The sequence below is a fragment of the Qipengyuania sp. R86523 genome, from assembly GCF_044596365.1.
Classification (GTDB): domain Bacteria; phylum Pseudomonadota; class Alphaproteobacteria; order Sphingomonadales; family Sphingomonadaceae; genus Qipengyuania; species Qipengyuania citrea.
This window is the reverse complement of sequence record NZ_CP138997.1, coordinates 2,615,001-2,639,981: the sequence shown is the minus strand read 5'-3', so window position 1 is coordinate 2,639,981 and position 24,981 is coordinate 2,615,001. Positions and strand designations below refer to the sequence as shown.

Genomic DNA, 24,981 nt, shown 5'->3' with positions numbered 1-24,981 from the left:
ATACAAATGGCTCATTCAAAATCAGCTCGGCGCGTAGGGGGCAAAAAGCGCCAGCGTAGTTCTTTGTAGGCGCCGCTATGTCTGTCGTCGCTGCTTGGGAAGTCCCGAGTTTCCGACTGACGATACTGGATTACGCTGCGGTCCTGGCAAGCGTATCCGAGGCTGTGCTGCTGGACAGGCAAAGCGCCAGCAATTCGCTGGCCGGAAGGGGACGAGATACGAAGTAGCCTTGTGCGAGATCGCATCCTACTTCGCGCAGAAAGTCGAGACATTCTACAGTCTCGATTCCTTCTGCGACGACCTGCAGGCCAAGAGCATGGGCGAGGTTCACCGTCGAGCGGACCAAAAGCGCATCGCTGCTGTCTTCATGTGCATTCTCGACGAAGCTTCGATCGATTTTCAATTCGCCGAGAGGCAGGGTCTTGAGATAGGTCAGCGTCGATTGCCCGGTGCCGTAGTCGTCTAGCGAAATCATGATGCCCATCCGCCGGTATCCCTCTAGCGCGCGCAAAGCGGCTGCCGGATCGGCCATGGTCGCTGACTCGGTAACCTCAAAAATGAGGTCGGAGGCAGATGTGTCGCTTACTTGGAGCGCGGCCCCTACAGCATCGAAGAATGCCGGAGAAATAAGCAGGCGCGCCGATATGTTCACTGCCGCCTTCACTTCGATGCCAGCGCCATGCCACTGCGCAAGATCCCGCAGGGTGCGCTGCAGAACGAACAGCGTCATATCCGCGATGTGATCGTTCTTTTCGGCTAGCGGGATGAAGCTGTCCGGGCTCAAATAGCCGCGCGTGGGATGATGCCAGCGGACGAGCGCTTCGACACTGGCGATACGGTCCGTCATCAGATCGAGCTTGGGCTGGTAGTGGACTTCGAGCTCATGGTTTTCGATCGCGTTGGCGAGTTCTCCCATTAGCGAAACCTGCTGCTCGAGAAGGTCCTGCTCGGCCGCCTCATGCATGTGCCAAACCTTGTCGTTGGCCAGCGCGGTGCTAGCTGCCAGCGAAGCTTCGGCAGTTGCCCCTGCAGCAGCGATGCCGAACACAATCGCGGGATCGACGCGCTTTCCGGCGATTTCTAACGGCCGTCGTAACTCGCGGCGCAGTTCGGTCAGCGTCTCTATGCGGGTTTCATGCGCCTCGTCGGAAATCCACGCAAGGCAGCGATCATCGATGCGGTAGACGATATCCCTGCCGCCCATTCGCGCCGCCAGACTCCCCATCAATGAGCCGATAGCATCCGCACCGATAACCGATTTGATTGCGTCGAAATTTGCGAGCATCGCGACGATGGTTTGGGCATTCTCCTGCGAACCATCGGCCTCGCGCAAAGCAAGGCGGTTCGGCAAGCCGCTTTCCTGGTCGATCCGCTTGCCGCGATACATTTCGCGGTAAAGCAATAAACCCGAACGCGCTGCGCCGGATGCCAGGACCAAGATCAGCCCGGCCACGATCCGGAAGTCCGCTCCAGCAAGGCTATATGCGGCGATATCCGCGCCGAGAAGCGCAGCAGCGCCAAGACCGGAGGTCGCTACGACGCGCGGATAGGTCTTTTGCGCGAAGACCAAGGCGGCACCCAGCGCGCCCACCAGCAGCGGAACCAGCCATCCTCCGAAAATGGGTATTCCGCCTAGCAATGTCTCCGCAGCGATCGCTTGTACGATCACTCCGGGTAGGACGCCGTGCCGCGGCGTCGCGTATCGATCCCCCATCTCGATCGCCGTCGCGCCAATGAGTATATCCTTGTCGGTAATCGTGGAAGGATCGAACCTTCCGCTCGCGACGTCGATGAAGCTGTATCGAGGTATCGATGCGGGGTCGATCGCGAAGTCGACCGGGAATTGGTTACCGGCCTTTCCGGCCACGCCGGCAGCCTGAGCCGAAAGCGAGGGCCGGGGAACGCCCGCGGTCATCGTGCCCAAGGGCATGTTGCGCACCACGCCGTCGCTATCAGGAATGACGGAAACTGATGCCAGCGAAGCGTGTTGCCGCAATGACGCTATGGGCAAGGCATCGATCTGCCGGTCGGATTCGAAGCTTTCGCTCTGGCCAAATGTGGGAAGAACGATTTCGGCAGATGCTTCGCTCAGACTGCGCGCGAGTGCGGCGTCCTCGACCGGGTTCGAAGTTGAGGAAAAATCGACGTCGAAAATGATTGAGCGGGCCCCAGCTTCATTCAGCGCGGCCACCACTTCGGCATAATTGCTGCGCGGCCAAGGCCATCGCTGGATCGCGGCAACGCTCGCAGCATCCATTTCGACGACTTGAATCTGACCGCTCGCGGTGCGGTCCCTCAGCCCAAAGCTGAAATTCCTCAAGCCATTGTCGAGTTCGCGAAAAGCGCCTGACTGCGCTGCCGACCCGATCGTGACGATAAGGAGAGCAGCGAGCAGGATGTTTTCCCACGGCAAGCGCGGCGGCACAGTCGAGTAGGACGGCGAACGCATAGGATCAGGGCACGATCACTTAGAGCCAATCAGTCGTCGTCATCGTCGTCATCATCGTCGTCGTCATCATCGTCGTCATCGTCATCATCGTCATCATCGTCGTTGTCGTCGTCATCGTCGTCATCACCCGGATCCGGCTCAGGTTCGGGCTCCGGCTCTGGCTCAGGTTCGGGTTCCGGCTCGGGCTCAGGTTCGGGCTCCGGCTCGGGCTCAGGTTCGGGCTCAGGCTCAGGTTCGGGCTCCGGCTCGGGCTCCGGCTCGGGCTCGGGCTCGGGCTCAGGCTCAGGTTCGGGCTCGGGCTCCGGCTCCGGCTCCGGCTCGGGCTCAGGTTCGGGCTCAGGCTCCGGCTCGGGCTCCGGCTCGGGCTCAGGCTCAGGTTCGGGCTCCGGCTCGGGCTCCGGCTCAGGCTCGGGTCGTGGTTCCAGCTCGAGTTCCGGAGCTGGCGCGGGATCGGGTTCGGCATCTTCCTGTGATAGATCAGCAACGAAATCATCCGTGACCGCCGCGATCTCGCCCGAAACCAAGCCTTCGGTCGTATCCTCCAGATCTCTCGGCCCGCTCACGAAACGTGTCTCGATGACCGGCTGCTCGGAAGCGACTGCTTCCACAGTTACGTTCGTATTGGCGTCAGATGCGTTTGGTGTCGGGGGCGGTGCAGCCGTTGGTGATGGAGTATTGTTGTCGCGAGCAGGTGAATCCAGGGTGCGCGTCTCATCACCCATGATCGTGAGGCGGAACGGATCATCCGCGCCGACCATCGCCACCTCGCCTGGTGTCACGAGATCGCGTGCGCCTCCATCACCGGTCCAGACCTCGACCGCACCCTCGGTGACCTGCATGGAAGAGCCGCTGCCATCGACCGTAATCGAGAAGCTGGTTCCCTTCACTACCGCAGCCAGGGTCGGCGTGCGGACGCCGAAATGGGGATCGGGTTGTTTGCCGATATTGAAAATCGCGCTGCCCCAGTCCTGCACGATCTGGATCACCGATCGCTCTTCCGAAGGCTGCGGCACTTTTACGCGGCTGTTGGGCCGGACGGTAACAAATTCGCGTTCGCGCACGATGACGGCCGAGCCATTCGCCCCGGTCTCAATCGCACCGCCAGCAGCGATCTTCGCCCCGCGGCGCGCCGGTCTCTCACCATTCTCGTCGCGGATTGCTACGCGTCCATCCGTTTCGCTGACTGTCCATGCAACCTGTGCGTGGACACTGGTGCTGGCGAGCAGGAGGGCGAGAGAAGCGGTCTTCAGGAATTTCCGGGTCGACAAGATGGGTCTCCTATGAGCGTCCGATCTCGCAGAAGGGTATTCCAATATACCAACCGAACATGGTTAAACATCTGGTAATGCAACCAAAAATTAAGACGCGCCCGGGTAGTTTGAGTGGTCCACTTGGAGTCTCTCACGCGTGCGTTATCTATCTTATCCCTCACTGGCGGCAGTCGGCCTGTGCGTCGCATTCTCCGCGAATGCACAGGATGCGCGCGATCCAATCGATGAGGCCCTAGCCGTCGACGGACAGGAAAGTGGCGTGCTGGCGCCGCGCGATGCGGCCGCCGCAGCGCAGATCGAACCTCGTTCTGGCGAAGATCAAGGCTTTGGATCAAGCGTTTACACCGTAGGGCCGATCTCGCTCGAAGGGTTGCGCGAATTGTCAGTCGCCGATTTCGTCGACATCGTTGAGCGTTACGCCGCGCGCGATCTCGACGGAGAACAGCTGAACGCACTCGCCAGCGATTTGGCATCGCGCGCGCAGACCATGGGCTATGTATTTGCGACCGCGATGATCGAACCGCAATCACTGCGCGCTGGCGTGCTACGCGTTCGTGTCGACGAAGGCCGGATCGACCGGATCAGGATCGATGGCGACGATGATGCTGCCATTCGCAATCAGTTGAACCCGTTGCTAGGCGGCCGCCCCGTCACCAAGGCACGGCTCGAACGGCACTTGCTTCTGGCAGACGATATTTCGGGCGTCTGGGTGCGCAGAGCCTATTTCGAACGCCAGGACGAGGAAGGTGTCCTGGTTCTTGAAGCGCGACGATCGCGGGCCAGTGGTGCCCTGATGTTCGAAAATGACGGTTCGGCACCTGTAGGGCCCGAGCGACTGCGAATCGACGCCGATTTCAACGGATTGCTCACATCGACCGACGAGGTCGACATTACGCTGGCGACCACGCCTTTCGAACCGGGCGAACTGCAATATGCCAAGCTGAAATACGAGGCGGTCATCAGTTCCAACGGCACGCAAGCGGTCGTTGTCGTCTCCCACTCCAGAACCGATCCGGGCGCCTATCTCGCCGATGACGATGTTACCGGCAGATCGACAAGACTTGGCATCGAATTGCGTCATCCGTTTGTAAGACGTCGCAATTTCAGCCTCTGGGGCGAAGCCGAATTCCAGATTCAAGATATTCGGCGCGATCGCGACGGTGCGCTCGACCGGCACGATCGCATCCCTGTTGTCCGCATTGGCGCCTTCATGGCCGGCACGGCCGTCGGGGGCCGATACCGTGCGCGGGTAACCTACTCGCAGGGCTTGTCGATCCTCGGCGCCACCGAGCTAGGCGATCCGCTCGCCTCGCGCGACGATGCGTCAGCGGCGTTCAGCACCCTATACACGTGGGCCGACTGGGAACGCGAGCTTGGCGCGGGCTTCAGCATGGAATTGGCCGCCCGCGGACAAATCGCGAGCGCTCCATTGCTTTCGACCGAAGATCTTGGTCTTGGCGGCAACCGCTTCCTGCGCGGCTATCCCTATAGCCAGCGTTCAGGTGACGAAGGGATCATGGGCTCGGGTGAATTGCGCTACGACTGGGCCGATGCGCTGAACCTTGTCGATAACATACAGATCTACGCCTATGCCGACGGCGGGTATGTCAGCAATCTCGAGGATGGGAGGGGGACGGGCGAACTCTATTCGGCCGGCGGCGGCCTGAGGACCGACATCGTCAACGGTCTCGATTTCGACGTCGAACTTGCCATGCCACTAAGCGGGCCGCGCTACGATACAGACAACGACAATCCGCGCCTCAATGTGAAGCTGCGCAAGACTCTTTAAGCGCTCGGGCGGTTTGGTGAATAAGGGCCGGAAGGAAATTGCCGTCGAACGCCGAGGGTCTTGAAGGCCGATGAGCAGAAAAGCGGGATACCCGCGATTTGATCCCACCAGTTTCTTGGCATCGAACGCAAGCCTAGCCCATCGTCTCTTGGGCTTCAACAAATGTCACCATACGCTGGTGCTCCTCATCCCACAAAGCCAGCCGGAAGGCGCTGAGCGACTCCCATGCCGTGTAGCGGTTGAGATCGCGTAGAGCCGGATGCGCGTCCAGGACTTCGGGCAGGCGGTGGAACGGTATCGTGCTCGAAAGGTGGTGCACGTGGTGGATGCCGATATTCCCGGTGAACCAGCGCAGAACCGGCGGCAGGTCTAAATGGGTGCTGCCCATCAGGGCGGCTTCGGCGAAGGACCAGTCGGACTTGCTTTCCCAGTATGCTTGGGGAAACTGGTGCTGGATGTAGAACAGCCACACTCCAATGCTCGCCGCGACGAGCAGAGTCGACAGGAACACTGCGAGCGTCATTGCGAAGCCGACCAACCATATTGGCACCGCAAGGATTGCGAGAGTGGCAAGGTTCGTTCCAAGCGCGCTGACCCAGAACTTCCAGCCTTCGCTCATTAATCCCACCGGCAGACGGTGCCGCAGCAGAAAAAGATAGACAGGGCCAAAACCAAGCAAGGTCAACGGGTGGCGGTATAGGCGATAGCCCAGCCGCTGGGTCCTCGATCTCTCGAAATACTCGCGCACCGTCAGCGTATCGACATCGCCAAAGCCGCGCTTGTCGAGGTTGCCGGTCATGGCGTGATGACGCGCATGGCTGAGGCTCCAGCAATCATAGGGCGTGAGCGTGAAGACGCCGAGCAACCGCCCGAACCAGTCGTTGCTCGCGCGGTCCCGCATGAAGGAGCCGTGGCCGCAATCGTGCTGGATAATGAACAGCCTCAGTAGGAACAGTCCGGCGAGCGGAGTAAGCGCGAGGACGAACAGGTAACCCGCGTCCGCAGCTGCAATGATCACGGCGAACAGTCCAAGAAAGGGAAACAGCGTGATGCCAAGCTCCCACAGGCTGCGCCCCGGCTGGGGATCGCGGAACACCTGAAGGTCGCGCATTAACTGACGAGGGTCGGGCATGGCGGGGCGCACGGCTGCCGAGGCCGCTTCAGAACAACAAACATTCACTCGCGATCCGCTAATGTTGCATCGTGCGATTGTCACGCAGGATCGACTGTGCTCAGAAATGCTGGCGGCTTTCATGTGTCCCGCGCCAAAAGCGGACTGTCCACTAACGGCCCAAATCCCGACATTATGCTCCGGTCGATAACGGCAGTGGTAAGGTGTTTTTGAAGGGCTCTATGCGTATCGCTGGGTATGCCTACCCCCCTCGACTTTTCGACCACGCACGTTTTTTTGCCCCCCGCCGGTGTCCGATCGAAAAGCCCCAAGGTTTTGACCTCCCCCCCTTTCCCGTCATGTATTTCCCTTCAAACGCTGACTAAGAGAGCGGGCCCACATGCTGTCCGCATGCGGGTCCTTTAGGTTGCTGTATCTAAATTAGCTTCGCGCTAAGAAAGGCCTGTGCCGCTCCGCGTGTTCGATGGCTCACGCGTCCCAGTCCTTTCTGATCCGCTGTCGTAGTAACCAGCTTTTACCGATGATCTTTGGTGAAGCCGGGGGTACCGGGCATAGGACGACCAACCCCCGCCAGATGGCTGGGTTGGTCCTCCCCGCATGCGTTACAGATGCTCTTCGGAGCCAGCCGTCGCACTCGGACGCGAATGGTGCCGGCACTGGCCCATCCACTTAGCAGCTGCTTACGAAACTACGTGCTGTTCCGGAGATCCCCGCTCTGCCTTTCGGACTCGGGTTACCGCTTTGATCTCACCCCATTTGGTAGCGGGATAGTTAAGGCGCATACCCAAACGTGTTTAGCCAAACGAATGCGCCCCTCGCGGAAGTCCGCGAGAACGAATTCATTCAGCCGCTGAGGGGATCGACCGTGGACCAGCACCGCTCGGCGCTCTCCACCACTTCGGTGTGGTAGCGCACCCGGTTACCAATCCTCGTATAGGCGGGCCCAACCCCTTTATCTCGCCAGCCCTCAAGCGTTCGGGGGCTGATGCGCCACCTGTGCGCAAGCTCCTTCGTAGTTAGGAAAGTCGGTTTTGGGGTAGTCGACATCGGCCGCTCCTGGTTTTGGAGCAGCCCGTTTATGCAGGTGCACGTGTTCTAATCGATCTGATGTGGAACACTATTTTTTCGAGTAGCAGTCCTTGCTGATCGCGCTGTAACTGACGCCAAAATGCTTGGCCGCGTCACGCATTGCCTTGCGCTTGCCCGAGCCTTCCTCAACCATAGCGTTCACGAAATCGATGCGCTCTTGGCGAGGTTGTCTTCGCCTGCTCTTCCCACCTTTGATCCGACCCTCATTCATTCCCCGGCCACCGAGCGCGTCGCGCTCGTGCGCTTCTTTGAATGAGAATTCTGTTAGTAGCTCCATCAGATCCATCGCCAGCGACACTGCCTCCCAAGGTCGCGAACGAATGTACTTCTCAACCAAAAGCGCGTAGCGCACGCACTGAAAAAGGTAAGAGAACTCGGATGTACGTGGTTGGGTGAGATTTTTGTGCGCTTGAGGATCAATCAGGCCCGAAGATCTCAGCTCTTCGTACCTAGCCTTCATGGTCTCGATTAGCCGTGTGTGCCTGCCCCAAGGCTCATTGAGTTGATCTTGCCCACGGAAAAATTCGACCGCCTCATCAACATCGTTCGTGTTGGATCCGTCAAGGACTTTAAGCCGACGCGTTCGCGAAGTTATCCCGGAGCCCTCTCCTACAGTGGTGGTCTTTGCCATAGGAGAGAACTAGCGCGCTGAAATACGTGCGGCTACCTTGGCGATCCAAAATCAGTAGAGCGCTGCAGGACGATAACGGCGAACATGAATAATGGAGGTCCCCCGGTCCCACGCGAGAATTGGGACCGGTTGCCGCTTGCACCAGCCGCCTCGTGTCAGTTTGTGGGCCGTATCCGGACTGTCCGGTTCCCGTTGGCAAACGGCGGAAAGCTGCCATTCGGCTCACGACCCGATTGCGGACATTGCCTCAAGAGACTCTCGATGCGAGAATGCATTCTCGGACGGCAGCGTAGAAAGACACCGGTCTGTTATTCTTCGTGCGCCAATTCAGATCGTCGGTCGTGAAATTGGCCAGCTGAAGAACTAGGTCGTCTAATGTCGCGACCCATCGGTCGCCATTGTCGACACGGTATCCCTAAGCATCTTTGAAATCGAGTTTCCAGCCACCCGGCATCTCTTTGTAGAACGTAATGAAGACCTGCGAGCCGGCGGCATCTACCCGCGCGGTGAACGTCTGTGTCGCCATCAGCCTTCATCTAACTGGTAATCCCGCGACACGATGGCGGCAGGTTGAGCCGATTGCAATGTCCGCCTCGGGCACACCTCGGAAATTCAGGGTGCTCCTCGGATGTGGTTCTCCGTTTCTTAATCTCTCGCAGCTAAGTCCAGCGAATGTCTAGCGAACTGGCACTGGCTATGTCGGCCTCCGATTATCGGCCTCGCTTCGAAGCGGTCAAAAGCAATTCTGTCGAGCGCATCCTTCAAACGGTTCGCAGTCATCTCGGGGCTGAGATCGCATTTGTGGGGCGCTACATCGAGGGCGGCCGGCGTGAATTGATGTATGTCGATAGCGACATCGATCTCCCGGTGGGAGCCGGCTTCAGCGAACCGATCGAGGAAAGTTTCTGCCATCACATCCTTGAAGGCAGGCTGCCCGAACTGATCCATGACGCGGCGGACTATCCCTTGGCCCAGACACTGCCGATAACCAAAATTCTGCCGATCGGCTGTCATTTCAACGTCCCGCTGCGGCTTGCAAACGGAGATGTGTTCGGGAGCTTCTGCTGCGTCAGTCGGACCGTAGACCGCAGCGTTTCGCAGCGCGACATGAAAGTCTTGCGCGCGTTCGCAAACTTGGCGGCCGAACATATCGAGGAATCACTCGGCGTAGAGGAGCAATCAGCGCGGATCGAGCAGCAAATTAACGGTGTGCTCGCAAATCGCTCGATCTCTATCGTAGAGCAGCCGATCCACGAGCTTGCAACGATGCGCATTATGGGGCTGGAATGCCTTTCGCGCTTCGCCGATGCTGGCCAGCGGGGGCCCGACATCTGGTTTGGTGAGGCTAAATCAGTGGGACGCGGGGTCGAGCTTGAACTCATGGCCATAGAACAGGCTTTGAAAACGCCAGATCGTGCAGGTCGAGACGTCTATCTGTCGGTTAACGCGTCGCCCGAGGCCATTATATCGGGAAAGGTGGCGGCGCTGCTCGAACTCCACGCGGGGCGCAAGATCGTCGTCGAGCTGACAGAGCATGAACGTGTCGAGAATTTCGGCCAACTACGGGACGCGCTTCGGGAAATCTCGCGCTATGCACGGGTAGCGGTTGACGATGTGGGGGCCGGATATGCCGGTCTGCGTTACCTTGTCGACCTGTCACCCGACCTGCTCAAGCTCGACATCAGTCTGACCCGGAACATCCACCGTGATGTTGCGCGCCAAGCGATGGCAAAGGCGATCGTCCACTTCGCAGCCGCGATCGGCAGCAAGGTAGTCGCCGAAGGCATCGAAAGCGGCGAAGAATTATTGATGCTGAAAGAGATCGGCCTCGATTACGGGCAGGGCTATCATTTTGCGGCACCGATGTTGCCCGAAGGTGCATCGAAATACCTCGATGGGCTCCAACCAAGCGGCCGATCCGGAACAAGGTTAGTATCGTGTTGCGATAACGCGTAATTCCTTGATCCGCATTCGATCAGCATCGGCAAATCGCGTACTCGTCCGAACGTCTTCTGGTGCTAAAACCCGCCTTTCTGCTGCCGACGCTCTTGCGGACTTTCGAGATGCTTTTAGACTGGTATAATGAAGTTTGCGCCATTATTTTCGATAGCCTTAGCCTTTTTGTATCCGAGCATCGCTTATGCTCAGGATGCAGTCGCAATTCAGATGCCCGAGCAGCGTGACGTTTTGGGGGTTGCGGACGAAGAGGCTGACTTACTCCTCGCGCAATTACGAAGTGCGCAGGAACGGCTGACCGCTGGCGAATTCGAGAACTTTGTTCTGATGGCAGGAAGTATCGCATCTTACGAGCAGGCAAATATCCCACCCCGTGAAATTTTTCTTGGCGTGGATTTCGGTTCGGTCTGGAGAATCGAATGCATCTCAGACCAACCTGCAACTAGACAGTCTTTTCGTCTTTCCTATGCGCCCGATGGACCGGGTGCGCGCTATTGGGATATTCGAGTTACGCTTCGCTCAGACAGCGAGATAGATTCAGTATTCCTACAATACCGCGTTCCACCACCCTTTTAGGATCGTTTTGACAGCGCGTCCGCTTACCACCCCTAATCTCGCCGTTCACGTTGCCGCCGGGCGACCTTCAGAACGGCCAGGCAGCTTCGGCCTGGTCACTGCCGAAACCCGCCATTCTGCTACCGACGCCATTGCCGATGTAATACGAGAGATAGGCGGCTGCTCAAATGCTGCCATTTTTCGCAGGGTGGCATTTAGGAAATGGGTTACGGATGGAAACGATTGACTGTCCTATGCCGACCCAAGCCGATTTGATCGGAGCCTAGTTCATCGTGCCTTCTCGCGAAGATACTCCCAAGCAATCAGCTTTTCTTCCCCGGGTCCGGCCCAAATGTCGGGGGCCACACCGATGCCTTCCCAGGTCTTGCCGGAGATGCGGCCTTCAGCGCGGTATTCAGGAATGTAGAGAGAGTAAGTGCCCGGGAGTTCAACGGCGTCGAACACTGCATGCGCCGCTCCTATCGAACGGCGTCCGACGATAGTCGCCCGAGACTCTTCCTGAAGTGAAAAGGCGAGCGCCTCGGATGCCGAGGCGCTGCCCGCGTCGATCAGAACGACCAAAGGCAGATCTGCTGGAAAACGCTCCCACGCAGGTTCATTCGGTGTGATATAGTCGAATCGCTTGCCTTCACGGTCGTATCCGATCTGCGTTTCTGGTGCCCCTATGGGTAGAAAGGAGCGCAACATTAGGTTCATGGTATTGCCATCACCTCCGCCATTGCCGCGAACGTCAATAATAATCCCTTTGGCGTCGCGCAGCAGTGCCATCGCACTGGCTAGCCGCGGTTCCACCCACTCGATCGGTGCCCATCCAGAAATCCGCAGATAGCCGATGCCGCCCGGCATGCGGGACACCTCGTGAATGCCGAGATTGTCTGCAAGCGCATCGGAAGGCGCCTCGGCAGGGAGGGTAGTGGGTTGTGGTGGGCCAGCGGCGATGCGCAGATGTTCGTCGGGAAGGATAAAGCGAACTGCCCGTGTAAGGGCACGCGCGACTTCATTGGGACTCCCGCAAATGCTTTTATATTCGCCCCTTGCGACCCGGGCATCGATCCGACTGGCCGCTTCGGAGCCAATTTCGGGCATGACATAACGAGCGCGCAGGGTAGCGGCCGCAGCCTTCATGGTGGTTTGCGCATCAATACACGGAGGAGTCGGCGGACTTTGAGAAGTTAAGAGGCCACTGGAGGCCAGCAACAGCGAGGCAAGCAAGTTCATAAGTGGTTACGCCTTTCAATAAGATGACGTGAAGGCCTACATTTATCTGGAAAGCGAAGCGGGAAAAGAGCTCAGCGCAATCACGCTAAGCTTTGCGACAACGCGGGCTAAGCAAGATTTTACTCAGCTTCCCAATAGTTCAATAATGCGGTTTGCGGCTTCTGCGTCGCCCGGCACGCGTTTCAAATAGGTTTGATACATGTTGAGTGCTGATGCAGTCCGACCCGTTACTCGCAGACCATCAGCGAGCCGGTAGATCGCATAGTCTGAGTCCGGATGAAGCGCGCGATTGAGCTGCAACAGGCTGATACCGATAGCATTCTGGCCGCGATGGATATGTTTGAATGCGGCAAGATCAATCACACCTTCTCGCGCTTTGCGGCCGTCGGTGTTTGCCTGGCCCATTGTGACACCAGCTTCGAGGCCATTCAGGGCGGTCAGGTCGATCAGGTCCTGAGTAAAACGGTAGTTACGTGTCTTGTCCGTGGGACCGGCGATCAATTCATGCATGAAGGCTTCGGTATCCCAATATGCATCTACATCCCCGTTCGTGAGCACGACAAATGTCGTGTCGAGCTCGGGAAACATCATCAACTCACATGCAACACCATAGTGGCCACCCGAATGTCCAAGCAGACGTGTTCCATTAAGGTCTTGCTCGATGATCCCATAGCCATAGCTTCCAACCGGCGTTTCCCCGCGGCCTTGCAGGAACGCCTTGGTCATCTCGGCGCCGAGCAAGCGATTGCGCATTAGCGCCATGGCAAAACGATGCAAATCGCCGACGGTTGAGTAGGCCCCGCCAGCTGCACTGCCTCGCGGCTCCAACCGGCTACTGCAATCAATCCATTCGCCCGGCCGCTCTTCGGATCGCATATACGGAATTGCACGGCTGGAGACGTGGGCATCCTGTCGCCAGTTGCCGGTGTTCGTCATTCCCGCCTTGTCGAAGACCGCTTGCTGGACATGCTCAAAATAGTTCTTTCCGGTCACCGCTTCGATGATCAGTCCGAGGACGACATAGCCGCCGTTCGAATAGGAAAATGCACTACCCGGTTCGTGCTCGAGTGGAATGTCTGCGAACAAAGGCAAATAGTCACGGTGGCTTTCGGGATGTGGGCTGTTCAGCTCATCCAGTCCCTGCCAGTAATTGCCGATCCCAGACTGGTGCATCAGCATATGAGCAATCGTTACACGCCCAGCTGCTTCTCGATTGGGATAGTCCGGCAGGTGCATGCCGAGCGTATCATCAAGCGAAATCGTTCCAGCCTCGACCAGCTGCAGAATGCAGGTAGCTGTAAACATCTTCGGTATGGATGCGAGGTTGAACTTCGTGTCGATAGTGTTGCGCTGACCACTGCCTCTGTCCGCCAATCCATAGCTTGCGGCAAATTCGACATGCTCGCCGCGAGCAAGCAATACAGTTCCGCTAAAGTCTTTTGTTCGCACCAGCGCCTCTGAATGGCGAACGAGCCCCTTGCTCTGGGTCCCATGCCTTGCGCAGCTTGCAATTGTCATGGCTGAAGTCAGTCCGCCAAACAGAGAGAGCGCTCCGCGCCGTGAGGTTCTCAAAAGATGCATACTAAGGTCTCACTCTTGCAATTTCCTGGCGGACAGTCATTGAGTAACTGATTACACATAACTATGTAGTGGGTTACGGATATGTCAAGCGGAATGGCCGCGGGAGCGGATGAGATCTCTGAAGACCGCCTCGCGGTTTATGGCGCTTTCGCATTGGGAGGACGGCTCAGACGCCTCAGCGACAGGATCGATCGTGATGCAAAATCAATCTACGAGAAGATGGGTATAGAATTCGAACAGCGCTGGTTTCCTCTATTTAACTGCTTGCGAGGCGGAGAGGCGCTCAGCGTTACCGACATCTCCGATCGCCTTGGCATCTCACATGTCAGCGTTAGCGTGACGCGTAAGTCGCTCGAGGCTGCCGGAATTGTTAAATCGATCCGTGACATGAGTGACGGAAGACGATCTGTTCTGGGTTTGACCAGTAAGGGGAAAGCACTTGCCGTGGAGCTTGAGCCGTTGTTTGCTGCATTGGACTTGGCTTCTGCAGCTTTGAATGCAGAGGCGGGAAACGCGATCACTGCGATAGAACGGCTTGAACAAGCGCTAGAGTCCAAGTCACTGGCTGAGCGGGTGGATCATATTTTTGACGGAGGGCTCGGCGCGGTTAGCCCCGTTGCATAATAGTCCGCGGACCTTGCCGCTCCGCGCATGAGGCAATCGTTGGAATATCATTGCTTAGGACCCGATGTCTGCAAGGTGACCGTTCACTCGACCCGCCAGCGGATGGCTCTTTCGATTGACGCACTTTACAATAGCAGTCGCTCCGGACAGGCTATGAGAAAAGACGCTACATGGTCATGACGGCGTGATAAAACGGAGGAGGTGGAATGAGAACGTTGTTTGTCCTTTCGACGTTCGCTTTGGTCTTATCTTCGGCAAGCGCCCAGCAGCCCGTAGTCGTGCAGAAAGCCGATACGGCTGCGATTTCAAAATTCGACGACTTCCTCGCGACCTTTAGGAAAGAGAAGTCGATCCCATCTCTCTCGGTTATCGTCTTGCAGGATGGAGTTCCAATCTTCGAGAAAGCCTACGGATGGTCGGATGACGAGGGTGACACTCCTACGACGTTGGATACGACCTATTCCATTGCGTCCGTCACGAAGCCGATCACCGCGGCGGCAATCATCATAGAGGCCCAGGCTGATGCACTCGATCTGGCCCTTCCGATGCGCAAGGATGAGGGTTGGGCCGACATTTGTGAATGGTTGAGTGACAGCGAAATCCTGTTCGGTCGCGGCGGCATGGAGGACGACGGCACGTTCATCCCCCCGATGAATTGCGAGAGAGAAACCACACTTTCCGACATGCTCAATATGCGGGCAAACGGTGATGGTTCGACCTTCGTTTACAATCCGATCGGATACGCTCGGATCGATCGCGCGATCTCCGGGGGCGGCGGAAGAGACCTTCGCGAGATCGTGCGTGAGCGCATCATGGACCGAGCTGCCATTCAAAATATCGCGCTGGGCTGGCGCGATCCGCAAGGCGGATCGGCTCTAAGATTGCTCGCGCTCCCGTTTACGGTAGAGAACGGTCGCCGGGTGAGGACTGCGGTTGGGGATGACGATTTTCGAGCAGCAGCAGGGATCAAGGCTAGCGCCCGGCATCTCGCGACTTTCGACCAGGCGCTGGAGCAAGGGACGCTCCTTACAGCCGATTGGTATGCACGCATATTCGAGGCTCCGGTCGAACTGGAGGCCGGGGATTATCGCTGGGGCTGGTTCGTGCAAGATTGGGAGGATCATAGGCTTGCATGGCACTCGGGCTGGGATCCTGGGCGATACTCCGCCATGTATCTTAAGGTGCCGGAACGGGGGCTAACACTCATAGCGTTGGCCAACACCGAAGCGATTTGGTGGGGAAACAGCGCGGCCCGAGCAGAAATTGAAACGAGCTCGCTTGCGCGGGAATTTCTGGAACGCTTCGTCCACTAGAAGAGCCTCACTGACCTGGTCGGTTTTAGCGCAAACGCGAAAGACGCGCTTCGGCACCCTGACAGTCTGCTTCCCACCCCAAAATTATGCACTAGCCCGGCTTCAGAGCTCACACGAACTGGGACGAGCAGCTTAAGCCAGGTTTCGGGTGAATTCGGATACTCCGCTGACAATGACATAGCGGACGACCCCGCTGATTCTATCTCGAAGTGAGAGGCAATTTCTGGCAGATTCTACCTTCGCACGGACAAAGGAGAGGAACGGGGCTTCCGGCAAACTATGACGGTTCAGTCGACAACCTGATTTGATATTCGCTTTGATGGCTGCCATCGGCTGCTGCGATCACAGACTAAAGCTATCAATGGAAATTTATCGTGAGAAATTGGTTTGGCTTTTGGCTTTCCCTGGTCGCCACCTTCTACGCGTCACCTGTTCTTGGGGCGGAAATCGCAACCGAACGCCGTGATGGTGTCAATTGGATCCATTTGCGCGGGAAGATCGAGGCCGGAGATGCAATGCATTTTCAACGCTTGGCCATCAAAACAGAATCAGCGACCGTGGTTCTTGAGAGTAACGGGGGGGCTTTGGAGCCAGCCCTCAAAATTGGAGAAATAATCAGATTGAAAGAGTTCGGGACAGTGGTCCCCGATGGCGTCACGTGCGTATCCTCTTGCGCTTTAATTTGGGTGGCAGGAAGCTCAAGATCGCTCGGCCAGAATAGCCGCGTTGGCTTCCACGCTAGCTACACACTTCAGGACGGCCGGCATCAAGAAACCGGCTTGGGTAATGCATTGATAGGTCGCTACCTAACGCTGCTGAATATGCCCCAAAAAGCCATTGTATTCGCTACCAGTGCCTCCCCTTCCAGTTTTCGCTGGATCGATCCCACTGACTCCTATGAATCGGGCATCAGTTTCACCGTCCTATCGGACCCGGATGAGTTCGCGAAAACCCCTGAAAGCGGGACTAGTCAGATAGACGAATCCGAAGGCGCAGATTCACTCTTGTTGCCCAGATTCCATTGGAAGAAAGGACAGTGGCAGGTCGCAACGCACCGCAAGCGAACCGCATGCACTTTGGTGGCGGCGTTTGCGCAGGAGCAGGGGGCGGCTAACAAGTCGCTTTTGCTCTTCGGTAGAGATGTCGGAGCCGACCGAATGCTCCTCGCCTTCGCAAATGAGAAGTTCCGTAGCATCGGTGAAGGCGAAGAATATGAAATCGAAATGATATTTGAAACTGACGGGACGGCAGACAGAGGGTGGGGTGTGGCGAAATTCTTAAGTTTCACTCTTGATGACGGAAGTAGAGGTTTCGGTGCCTACTTCAACGCTGCGAAACTAGGTAAGGACCTAAGTGAAGAGCAGACCATCAACTTCGTGCATGCGAACGAGGTTATAGACGGATATCCCCTTACAGGCGCGTCAGAAGCCTACGCACAGCTTAATAGATGTCTGAGGGGAGGGGGAGCACTCGAAGATCCTTTCGCGCGCTAGATTTTCCTCGCGGCTACCGAAATAGGTGGCGCAAAGTTAGTGCGATATAGTCGTAGTGCGAGATGGCCATTCAATGTCTGCTTACCACCCAATCGCTGCCGATCAGCGCATATGTGAAACAACTTGGAAGCGGTCGATCAGACCTGCTGAGCGACCGCTTCTTCGGCTAGATTTCGGTTCGCTCCGCTAAGAGCAAAGCGTCTTCGACATCAGCTCCTAGGTAGCGAACGGTATTCTCGATCTTGGTATGACCGAGCAGTATCTGGATCGCTCGTATATTACCGGTCGCGCGATAGATCATCGCGGCTTTCGTTCGCCGGAGGGAGTGTGTGCCGTATTCGGCTTTTCGCAAGCCGATCGCCGTCACCCACTCATCAACTAGGCGTGCATACTGCCGCGTGCTCATATGGCCAGCTGGATCGACACGGCTTGGAAACAGGTAGTTGCTTGTAGAGCCGCCTCGGCGCTCCAACCACGCTAGCAATGTGGCTCGAACGTCGGCGGTGAGTTCAAACTGCACCGGGCGATTTGTTTTCTGCTGGATGACGGTGGCCCGATTGCGAATATCGGCACCTGCAACCACATCACCGATTTTGATCTTCACCAGATCGCAGCCGCGCAGCTTGCTATCGATGGCGAGGTCGAAAAGAGTTCTGTCCCTCAATCGTCCCTCGCGATCTAGATGAAACCGGATCGCCCAGATCTGCTTCTGTGTCAGTGGACGCTTCGTTCCGACATTCTTGCCAGCGTTCCAAGCCGGACGATGCCGCGTTGCTGTATCAAAACGTGAGTATCCCATTGCATTTCTCCTTGGCCCGAATGGCCGAAGAGGTAACGCTCAAGATGTCGCGGCTTGGGCCGGTAGCGGACGGGCGGCTTTCATGATCGAAACTTACAAAACGCGCAATACAACCAACGCCGTACCCCGGCGTTATCGCTTCTGCGAGAGTTGACTACTGCCCAATCGACGTTTCGCTGATCCTTGTTATTGGCACCTCGATGAAGGAGTCCGTCAGCCAGTCGATCGTCAGAGGCACCGAGGAATCGCCGATCGACTCTTCGCTCACGGTCCCTCCGGTGCCGTAATTGATCTCGTGGAAACTGTTCTTGATGACATCGACCACCACAAGCAGCCGACTGCCCGATTGCACCTCCCGGCTAACAAGGCGCGTCCGTTCGAATGGGATGACGCTGACTGCGCCAGGCTCGAGCAATCGGCGCGTCGTGATATCGCGCGCGTAGCTCGCCCGCCCCATGTAGTAGGATAATGGAAGGGTGCTCCCATCGGCGCGCAGTTCATACAGCGCTACCAGAAAGTCGAAGTCCCGCTTGTTGGTACGGACGTGCAATTCGCCCGAGAACCCGCCGCTGACCTCGACGGCCTGAGCTAGCGGTTCACTCGCAAACACCGTACCGGAAGCCAGGTCGGGGTCCTGATTGAGGATCGGGTATGGGTAATATCCGGCATCACTCGTCGTCCGGTCGGCGAAGTCCACGCTTTGCGAGATTGTGCCCGCCTCTTCCGGGGGGCGCTCGGAGAGCAGGTAATGGCCATTCGAGACTGCGTTGGTGAGGAAAAAGCGCTGAGTCGTCTTGCTCATCGCGGTGAGCGAAGGAGCGTGGCGCCAGACGTTCGCACCCATCACTTCGAAGTTGACCCGGTCCTTCAAGATCGCCGGCCGCGGCTTGCCCCGGAACACGTGATCGAACCAGGCGAAGGTGATCTCGCTCGTATCGAATTGCGCCACCGGATCGATCGCATAGCCGCGAATCTGGGTCGGTTTGAACGACTGCTGCGCGCCGAAATGGTCGTAGGGACCGATGAGCAAGAAATGCTCGGCATCGGGCCGGTGCCGGTAATGCTCCTTGAAATATCGGACCGCCGAGATCTGGCCATCGTCGTAATAGCCGGTGATCGACAGCACCGGGATATCGATATGCGCAAAATCATCACTATAGGGGACCATCGCCTGCCAGTATTCATCGTAGGATGGGTGCTGAAGCCAGCGCTGGAGCCACGGATTGGGCGTGCCGTCGATGGCGTCGATGTCCTTGTAAGGACGACCGCTGCGATACCAGTTCTCGTTGAGCGAGGACCAGCGATCGGGATCGTTGTAAGTTTCCCTGTCGAGTGTCCGGTTGTTCGCGACATAGAAAGCCCAGCCGTAATTGGCGTTCAGGAAGACGTTGTTTTCCATCGGCAGGCCCTGCCCGGGAACTGCCGCAACATAGGGGACGATCGTCTTGAGAGCTTCTGGCAGGCGTTTCGTCGCGGCCCAGGCCGCAAAACCCGTATAGCTGCCGCCGTACATCCCGACACGCCCGTCGCTCCAGCCCTGCTGGCTCGCCCATTCGATCGCCGCGACGGTATCGTCGACCTCGACTTCGTAGGGCCGAATTTCGTCGGTGCTTTGCAACTTGCCGCGCGCATTGACGACCAGTCCCGCATAGCCATGGGCGGCCGCCATCGCTGCGATTTCCCGATTGCGCGCCAGGTCGGAGTAGATCGTGAACCACATCGCGGTGGGCAACGGTTCGCCTGCTGTGCGCGGGAGGACGAGAGTTGCCGAGAGGGTCGCGCCCTGCGGGGTGTGGATCACGATATCCTCGTCGATCTGGTAGCTCCGCGTGCGTTCCTGCGCGACGAGCGCGTCGATGGTAGCGCCAGCACGCTGGTAGGCCCGCAGCACGAGCGCGGTCTCGACGATCTGCATCGCATCTTCGTCGCCGATGATCTCGGCGCCTGCATATTGCCCAAGCAGGCGATCGAGCATGGCACCGTCCGCGCGCTCACGCACGCGCAGCCAGCCAAGTAGCCGCTCCTTCGCAACCGGATCCAGTGGCGCCAAAAGCGCGCCAAGACGGTCCGCCAGCGGAACATCGCCCGACTGGCTTTGCGCCCACGCCGTGAGGAAACAGGTGCGGCTGCTCATCGGATCGGCATCGGGAACGCAGCCGATCGCGCGATAGGCCTGTGCTGGGTTGTCGCTAGCTCTTGCAGCCAGCAGCAGGGCAGCGCGATCCGCGGGCGGGCGGGTGACCCCGTCGGGAGGTGAGTTGAGCAGGCGCGACGCCAGCCCAGCGAGGTCCGCATCGTCCAGCGAACCACTGTCCGAGGCCATGAGGTCATAGCGCACGGTTTGCGCCGCCGCACCGTAGGGATCCATCAGTACGCAACCAAAGGCTACAATGACCGTGGCAAGCTTGAAAAACGTCATGTTTGTCTCGCATCAGAACCGAAGTTGACGCGAGCCTAGTTTGCGGCGCAGCTGGGCCAGGAAAATTTCCGCAAATGGCACTATCGTTCGGTGAACGGACACATCCGCAGGTCAAAGAATCCGTTCGCGCAACACGCTCGAACCTGCGCGGCTGGCGCTGAGGGTCGCGCCATCGTCCATGTGAACCAGCAGCCTGCCGCTTCCGGCAGGTTCGAGGCGTGCGATATGATCAAGGTTGACGATATTCGACCGGTGGATGCGTACGAAGGACGCAGGGGGCAGCAGGCTTTCGAATTTGGCCAAAGTCATATGCACCAGATGCCGACCACTTGCGGTCGCGACCTCTGCATAGTCGCCGGCCCCCGTTATGGAGACGATGGAGTTGGTGTCGATCGGGATCGCATCGTCGCCAATGCGGATGAAATAGCGCGCCAGAGACTCTCGCAAATCGTCCGTTTCCTGCTCCTCGCCGATCTGCCCGGTGCGATGATGGGCGAGAACAGCGACAATCCCATAGACAGTCACATTCTGTAGCGTCTGCCACGCCATAGCTCGACTGATGAGCGGCCGCACCTCGAACTCAATGGCCGAGGCACTCTGCGCAACTCCCAGCAGCACCAGCAGGAACCAGTAGGACACAAGCGCGAAGCCGGCCGCCAGGACAAGGTGCGCCCCAGCCTGAAATGCCGTGGGGCGGCCGACAATATGGGTGACGATGATCCAATAGGCGACTGCCCCAAACAGCGTCGTCGGCACGGTATTGGCTGCCGCCGGGGCCAGAGCATCCCACAAGGGGGCTGCATTCGCGATCGAAAGCGTGAAGGAATAGGCGATGAAGACCATCGCTGAGGCAATGGCCAGAAACCGCAGCTCAGCGCGATTTGAGGCGGGCGCGATGACACCATCGACTGTGTGCCCTCGCCCCTCAACGGGGCCGAATATTGCAAAGGTAAGGCGCACCAGGCTTCTCCGATCGGCGCAGCATTTTGCGCAAGACTCGATCTTGGATCACCGCCATTGGGACCACAATGGCGACTGAAGAAAATTCTCAATTGCCCGACCTAACACTGAAACTACGGCGTGTTGCAGATAGATCGCTCTTTCTGGAAGCGGTCAGACAACCGGAAGGAAGGTGCGTAGCTGCCAACGACGCCAGTCTGAATTAACGGCGGCTTTCGCGCAAAAATTGAAGCCCTTCAAACGACGGAGATGAGGGCGGAAACCGGACAATAGACCGATGCGTTGTAGCGGTATTTTGCACCCCCGAAAGGCACATCCAAGAAAATTTGCTTACTATGTGCTTACGGATACAGACACAAAAAGCCCCCCTGTAAGCAGCGAGGCTATTTTGATCAATGATTTCAGGGCTTCGATGGTTGCGGGGGTTGGATTTGAACCAACGACCTTCAGGTTATGAGCCTGACGAGCTACCGGACTGCTCCACCCCGCGGTACCTTCTTTTACGCCTCAAGCGCCGGTGCCGACATTTGTCGGCTTGGCTTCCCTCCCCCGGATCAGGTCCGGGGTCCGGGCGGCCGGTCGGCCTTGCGAAGTGCTGCGCACTTCGATGGCGCCTTCCTCGCTGGCACCAAGGCCAGAGACGAAAAAGCCGCCGCGCGGTTTGCACCGGCAGCGGCTTTTTGAAATCATGAATGGGTTTGTTCCGCGTCCGTCCGCTATAATGCCTGGCGGCGACCTACTCTCCCAGTGCTTGAGCACTAGTACCATCGGCGCAGTCCGGTTTCACGTCCGAGTTCGAGATGGGATCGGGTGGGTCACAGACGCTATAGCCACCAAGCAATAAAGCGGGCGGACGGGCCGCCCGCAGGTTTTACCCTGCGGGGACCGTATCGGATTTTAAATCGATGCTGTTGAGCTTTTGAGGGCTTATCCGGCTGAAGTTTCCTCTACCACCGTTGAGCCGCCTGTCTTGCGACAGGGCTGTCATTGATGGTGCAGATCCTACAAGCGCGAAAAGAACTATTAGGACCGGTTAGCTACACGCATTACTGCGCTTCCACACCCGGCCTATCAACGTCATGGTCTATGACGGTTCGAAGATTGCTTATCTCAAGGGAGGCTTCCCGCTTAGATGCTTTCAGCGGTTATCCCGTCCATACATAGCTACCCTGCGGCACCCTTGGCAGGATGACAGGTACACCAGAGGTATGTTCACCCCGGTCCTCTCGTACTAGGGGCAACTCCTTTCAACAATCGACGCCCACGGCAGATAGGGACCAAACTGTCTCGCGACGTTCTGAACCCAGCTCACGTACCACTTTAATTGGCGAACAGCCAAACCCTTGGGACCTGCTCCAGCCCCAGGATGTGATGAGCCGACATCGAGGTGCCAAACGATTCCGTCGATATGAGCTCTTGGGAATCATCAGCCTGTTATCCCCGGCGTACCTTTTATCCGTTGAGCGATGGCCCTTCCACGAGGGACCACCGGATCACTATGACCGACTTTCGTCTCTGCTCGACCTGTCGGTCTCGCAGTCAGGCATGCTTATGCCATTGCACTCTTGCAGACGGTTTCCAACCGTCCTGAGCATACCATCGCGCGCCTCCGTTACTCTTTAGGAGGCGACCGCCCCAGTCAAACTACCCGCCACAGAGGGTCCCAACACCGGATAACGGTGCGTGGTTAGACATCAGAAAATCACAGGGTGGTATTTCACAGGTTGGCTCCACACCAGCTGGCGCCGATGTTTCAAAGCCTCCCACCTATTCTACACAGTAATTTCCTAATGCCACTCTGAAGCTGCAGTAAAGGTGCACGGGGTCTTTCCGTCTAACCGCGGGTACTCCGCATCTTCACGGAGAATTCAATTTCGCTGAGCATATCCTGGAGACAGTGGGGAAGTCGTTACGCCATTCGTGCAGGTCGGAACTTACCCGACAAGGAATTTCGCTACCTTAGGACCGTTATAGTTACGGCCGCCGTTTACTCGGGCTTCAATTCGGAGCTTGCACTCCTCCTCTTGACCTTCGAGCACCGGGCAGGCGTCACACCCTATACGTCGTCTTGAAGCCGACTTAGCAGAGTGCTGTGTTTTTGCTAAACAGTCGCTACCCCCTGGCCTGTGCCCCCCACAAAGACTTGCGTCGATATGGGGCCTCCTTCTTCCGAAGGTACGGAGGCAATTTGCCGAGTTCCTTCAGGATACTTCTCTCAAGCGCCTTGGTATACTCTACCTGACCACCTGTGTCGGTTTCGGGTACGGTCTATAGTGAAGAGGCTATTTCCTGGAACCGCTTGGCTGCCCTCTCAATCCAATAAGAGAAAACAACTTCCACGATCCGTCACACATTTTCAGGCCCACGAATATTTACGTGGTTCCCATCGACTACCCCCTTCGGGCTCGTCTTAGGGGCCGGCTAACCCTGCGCCGATTAGCGTTGCGCAGGAACCCTTGGTCTTTCGGCGACAGGGCATCTCACCCTGTTTGTCGCTACTCATGTCAGCATTCGCACTTCCGATACGTCCAGCGTCGGTTACCCTTCGCCTTCACTCGCTTACGGAACGCTCCGCTACCGCTCAGAATAAATTCTGAACCCTAAGCTTCGGTGCATATCTTTAGCCCCGTTACATCTTCGCCGCAGGAACCCTTGTTTAGACCAGTGAGCTGTTACGCTTTCTTTAAAGGATGGCTGCTTCTAAGCCAACCTCCTGGTTGTTTTGGGATTCCCACATGCTTTCCCACTTAGATATGACTTGGGGACCTTAGCTGTAGGTTAGGGCTGTTTCCCTTTTGACGACGGACCTTAGCACCCGCCGTCTGTCTGCCGGATAAGACTCGATGGTATTCGGAGTTTGGTTAGGTTTGGTACCGCTCGCGCAGCCCTAGCCCATCCAGTGCTCTACCCCCATCGGCATACATCCGACGCTCTACCTCAATAGATTTCGCGGAGAACCAGCTATTTCCCGGCTTGATTGGCCTTTCACCCCTAAACACAGCTCATCCGAGAATTTTTCAACATTCACCGGTTCGGTCCTCCAGTGCATGTTACTGCACCTTCAACCTGGCCATGCCTAGATCGCCGGGGTTCGGGTCTAATCCATCATACTCAGTCGCCCTATTCAGACTTGCTTTCGCTGCGCCTACACCTAACGGCTTAAGCTTGCATGGTAGATTAAGTCACTGACCCATTATGCAAGAGGTACGCTGTCACCCCCTATGGGGCTCCAACTGCTTGTAAGCATCCGGTTTCAGGTACTGTTTCACTCCCCTAATCGGGGTGCTTTTCACCTTTCCCTCACGGTACTGTGTTCGCTATCGGTCATGTGCGAGTATTTAGGCTTGGAGGGTGGTCCCCCCATGTTCAGACAGGATTTCACGTGTCCCGCCCTACTCGAGTCCTTCATCATCACTTTCGCATACGGGGCTGTCACCCGCTATGGCCACTCTTTCCAAAGTGTTTTGCTAGTTGAAATGAAGGCACTGGCCTGGTCCCGGTTCGCTCGCCACTACTACGGGAATCTCTGTTGATGTCTTTTCCTCCGGGTACTGAGATGTTTCAGTTCCCCGGGTTCGCTTCACCAAACCTATGTATTCAGTCTGGTGATACCCTATCCACCTCTTTCCGACTGTCCGAAGACAATCGAAAGGAAATGGTGAGGGTGGGTTTCCCCATTCG

Annotated in this window: 16 protein-coding genes, 1 tRNA gene and 2 rRNA genes (1 of these 19 cut by a window edge); 6 read left to right on the top strand and 13 right to left on the bottom strand. The window is 57.4% G+C overall.

What is annotated here, in order from left to right:
* Window positions 1-130: 130 nt before the first annotated feature.
* Together SJY12_RS12990 and SJY12_RS12985 are read right to left on the bottom strand one after the other, a co-directional pair.
* Window positions 131-2,413 (bottom strand): EAL domain-containing protein, encoded by a 2,283-nt coding sequence (locus SJY12_RS12990; RefSeq protein ID WP_397505592.1) that lies wholly within the window; start codon window positions 2,411-2,413, stop codon window positions 131-133.
* Window positions 2,414-2,478: 65 nt separating this feature from the next.
* Complete coding sequence (locus SJY12_RS12985) at window positions 2,479-3,717, bottom strand: FecR domain-containing protein (RefSeq protein WP_397505591.1); 1,239 nt, start codon at window positions 3,715-3,717, stop codon at window positions 2,479-2,481.
* A gap of 139 nt (window positions 3,718-3,856) precedes the next feature.
* Here SJY12_RS12985 and SJY12_RS12980 point away from each other — a divergent pair, with 139 nt between their 5' ends.
* A complete protein-coding gene (locus tag SJY12_RS12980; RefSeq protein WP_397505590.1) occupies window positions 3,857-5,509 on the top strand; it encodes a ShlB/FhaC/HecB family hemolysin secretion/activation protein in 1,653 nt (550 codons plus the stop codon).
* Between the two features lie 133 nt (window positions 5,510-5,642).
* On the opposite strand, the gene SJY12_RS12975 is transcribed toward SJY12_RS12980, so the two are convergent.
* The 3 genes from SJY12_RS12975 to SJY12_RS12965 all read right to left on the bottom strand — a co-directional run bounded on the left by SJY12_RS12975 (window position 5,643) and on the right by SJY12_RS12965 (window position 8,361).
* Window positions 5,643-6,641, bottom strand: a complete 999-nt coding sequence (locus SJY12_RS12975; protein ID WP_397505589.1) for a fatty acid desaturase — start codon at window positions 6,639-6,641, stop codon at window positions 5,643-5,645.
* An 843-nt stretch (window positions 6,642-7,484) separates the two neighbouring features.
* Entirely contained in the window at window positions 7,485-7,688 is a 204-nt protein-coding gene (locus SJY12_RS12970; protein ID WP_397505588.1) for a helix-turn-helix domain-containing protein, read from the bottom strand.
* 70 nt (window positions 7,689-7,758) lie between these two features.
* Window positions 7,759-8,361, bottom strand: coding sequence for a hypothetical protein (locus SJY12_RS12965; protein WP_397505587.1), 603 nt, complete (start codon window positions 8,359-8,361; stop codon window positions 7,759-7,761).
* Window positions 8,362-9,033: 672 nt separating this feature from the next.
* Between SJY12_RS12965 and SJY12_RS12960 the strand changes: the two genes are divergently transcribed.
* Complete coding sequence (locus tag SJY12_RS12960) at window positions 9,034-10,317, top strand: EAL domain-containing protein (RefSeq protein WP_397505586.1); 1,284 nt, start codon at window positions 9,034-9,036, stop codon at window positions 10,315-10,317.
* Window positions 10,318-10,443: 126 nt separating this feature from the next.
* The gene (locus tag SJY12_RS12955) at window positions 10,444-10,893 is read left to right on the top strand and encodes a hypothetical protein (RefSeq protein WP_397505585.1); all 450 of its coding nucleotides are present in this window, start codon (window positions 10,444-10,446) and stop codon (window positions 10,891-10,893) included.
* 267 nt (window positions 10,894-11,160) lie between these two features.
* Here the strand turns inward: SJY12_RS12955 and SJY12_RS12950 are convergent, their stop codons facing one another.
* The gene (locus SJY12_RS12950) at window positions 11,161-12,111 is read right to left on the bottom strand and encodes a S41 family peptidase (RefSeq protein WP_397505584.1); all 951 of its coding nucleotides are present in this window, start codon (window positions 12,109-12,111) and stop codon (window positions 11,161-11,163) included.
* Between the two features lie 123 nt (window positions 12,112-12,234).
* The gene (locus tag SJY12_RS12945) at window positions 12,235-13,629 is read right to left on the bottom strand and encodes a serine hydrolase (protein ID WP_397505583.1); all 1,395 of its coding nucleotides are present in this window, start codon (window positions 13,627-13,629) and stop codon (window positions 12,235-12,237) included.
* A gap of 156 nt (window positions 13,630-13,785) precedes the next feature.
* Here SJY12_RS12945 and SJY12_RS12940 point away from each other — a divergent pair, with 156 nt between their 5' ends.
* The 3 genes from SJY12_RS12940 to SJY12_RS12930 all read left to right on the top strand — a co-directional run bounded on the left by SJY12_RS12940 (window position 13,786) and on the right by SJY12_RS12930 (window position 17,122).
* Window positions 13,786-14,316, top strand: a complete 531-nt coding sequence (locus SJY12_RS12940) for a MarR family winged helix-turn-helix transcriptional regulator (RefSeq protein WP_397505582.1) — start codon at window positions 13,786-13,788, stop codon at window positions 14,314-14,316.
* Between the two features lie 206 nt (window positions 14,317-14,522).
* Entirely contained in the window at window positions 14,523-15,629 is a 1,107-nt protein-coding gene (locus tag SJY12_RS12935; protein WP_397505581.1) for a serine hydrolase domain-containing protein, read from the top strand.
* Window positions 15,630-16,003: 374 nt separating this feature from the next.
* Window positions 16,004-17,122 (top strand): hypothetical protein, encoded by a 1,119-nt coding sequence (locus SJY12_RS12930; RefSeq protein WP_397505580.1) that lies wholly within the window; start codon window positions 16,004-16,006, stop codon window positions 17,120-17,122.
* Window positions 17,123-17,288: 166 nt separating this feature from the next.
* Here SJY12_RS12930 and SJY12_RS12925 read toward each other — a convergent pair whose 3' ends face one another.
* From SJY12_RS12925 to SJY12_RS12900, 6 genes are all read right to left on the bottom strand, one after another.
* The gene (locus SJY12_RS12925) at window positions 17,289-17,921 is read right to left on the bottom strand and encodes a tyrosine-type recombinase/integrase (protein ID WP_397505579.1); all 633 of its coding nucleotides are present in this window, start codon (window positions 17,919-17,921) and stop codon (window positions 17,289-17,291) included.
* A 154-nt stretch (window positions 17,922-18,075) separates the two neighbouring features.
* Window positions 18,076-20,055: a CocE/NonD family hydrolase gene (locus tag SJY12_RS12920; protein WP_397505578.1), complete on the bottom strand. Its 1,980-nt coding sequence runs from the start codon at window positions 20,053-20,055 to the stop codon at window positions 18,076-18,078.
* Window positions 20,056-20,451: 396 nt separating this feature from the next.
* Entirely contained in the window at window positions 20,452-21,183 is a 732-nt protein-coding gene (locus tag SJY12_RS12915) for a LytTR family DNA-binding domain-containing protein (protein ID WP_397505577.1), read from the bottom strand.
* 530 nt (window positions 21,184-21,713) lie between these two features.
* Window positions 21,714-21,790 (bottom strand) — tRNA-Met (locus tag SJY12_RS12910).
* Window positions 21,791-22,023: 233 nt separating this feature from the next.
* Window positions 22,024-22,138, bottom strand: a 5S ribosomal RNA gene (rrf, locus tag SJY12_RS12905).
* A 165-nt stretch (window positions 22,139-22,303) separates the two neighbouring features.
* Window positions 22,304-24,981: ribosomal RNA gene (locus SJY12_RS12900) — 23S ribosomal RNA — on the bottom strand (it continues 114 nt past the right edge of the window).

Bases quoted from the DNA above. Each gene is read 5' to 3' on its own strand.
- SJY12_RS12975 (WP_397505589.1), bottom strand. From the start codon at position 6,641: ATGCCCGACCCTCGTCAGTTAATGCGCGACCTTCAGGTGTTCCGCGAT.
- SJY12_RS12970 (WP_397505588.1), bottom strand. From the start codon at position 7,688: ATGTCGACTACCCCAAAACCGACTTTCCTAACTACGAAGGAGCTTGCG.
- SJY12_RS12965 (WP_397505587.1), bottom strand. From the start codon at position 8,361: ATGGCAAAGACCACCACTGTAGGAGAGGGCTCCGGGATAACTTCGCGA.
- SJY12_RS12960 (WP_397505586.1), top strand. From the start codon at position 9,034: ATGTCTAGCGAACTGGCACTGGCTATGTCGGCCTCCGATTATCGGCCT.
- SJY12_RS12955 (WP_397505585.1), top strand. From the start codon at position 10,444: ATGAAGTTTGCGCCATTATTTTCGATAGCCTTAGCCTTTTTGTATCCG.
- SJY12_RS12950 (WP_397505584.1), bottom strand. From the start codon at position 12,111: ATGAACTTGCTTGCCTCGCTGTTGCTGGCCTCCAGTGGCCTCTTAACT.
- SJY12_RS12945 (WP_397505583.1), bottom strand. From the start codon at position 13,629: ATGACAATTGCAAGCTGCGCAAGGCATGGGACCCAGAGCAAGGGGCTC.
- SJY12_RS12940 (WP_397505582.1), top strand. From the start codon at position 13,786: ATGGCCGCGGGAGCGGATGAGATCTCTGAAGACCGCCTCGCGGTTTAT.
- SJY12_RS12935 (WP_397505581.1), top strand. From the start codon at position 14,523: ATGAGAACGTTGTTTGTCCTTTCGACGTTCGCTTTGGTCTTATCTTCG.
- SJY12_RS12925 (WP_397505579.1), bottom strand. From the start codon at position 17,921: ATGGGATACTCACGTTTTGATACAGCAACGCGGCATCGTCCGGCTTGG.
- SJY12_RS12920 (WP_397505578.1), bottom strand. From the start codon at position 20,055: ATGAGCAGCCGCACCTGTTTCCTCACGGCGTGGGCGCAAAGCCAGTCG.
- SJY12_RS12915 (WP_397505577.1), bottom strand. From the start codon at position 21,183: ATGGTCTTCATCGCCTATTCCTTCACGCTTTCGATCGCGAATGCAGCC.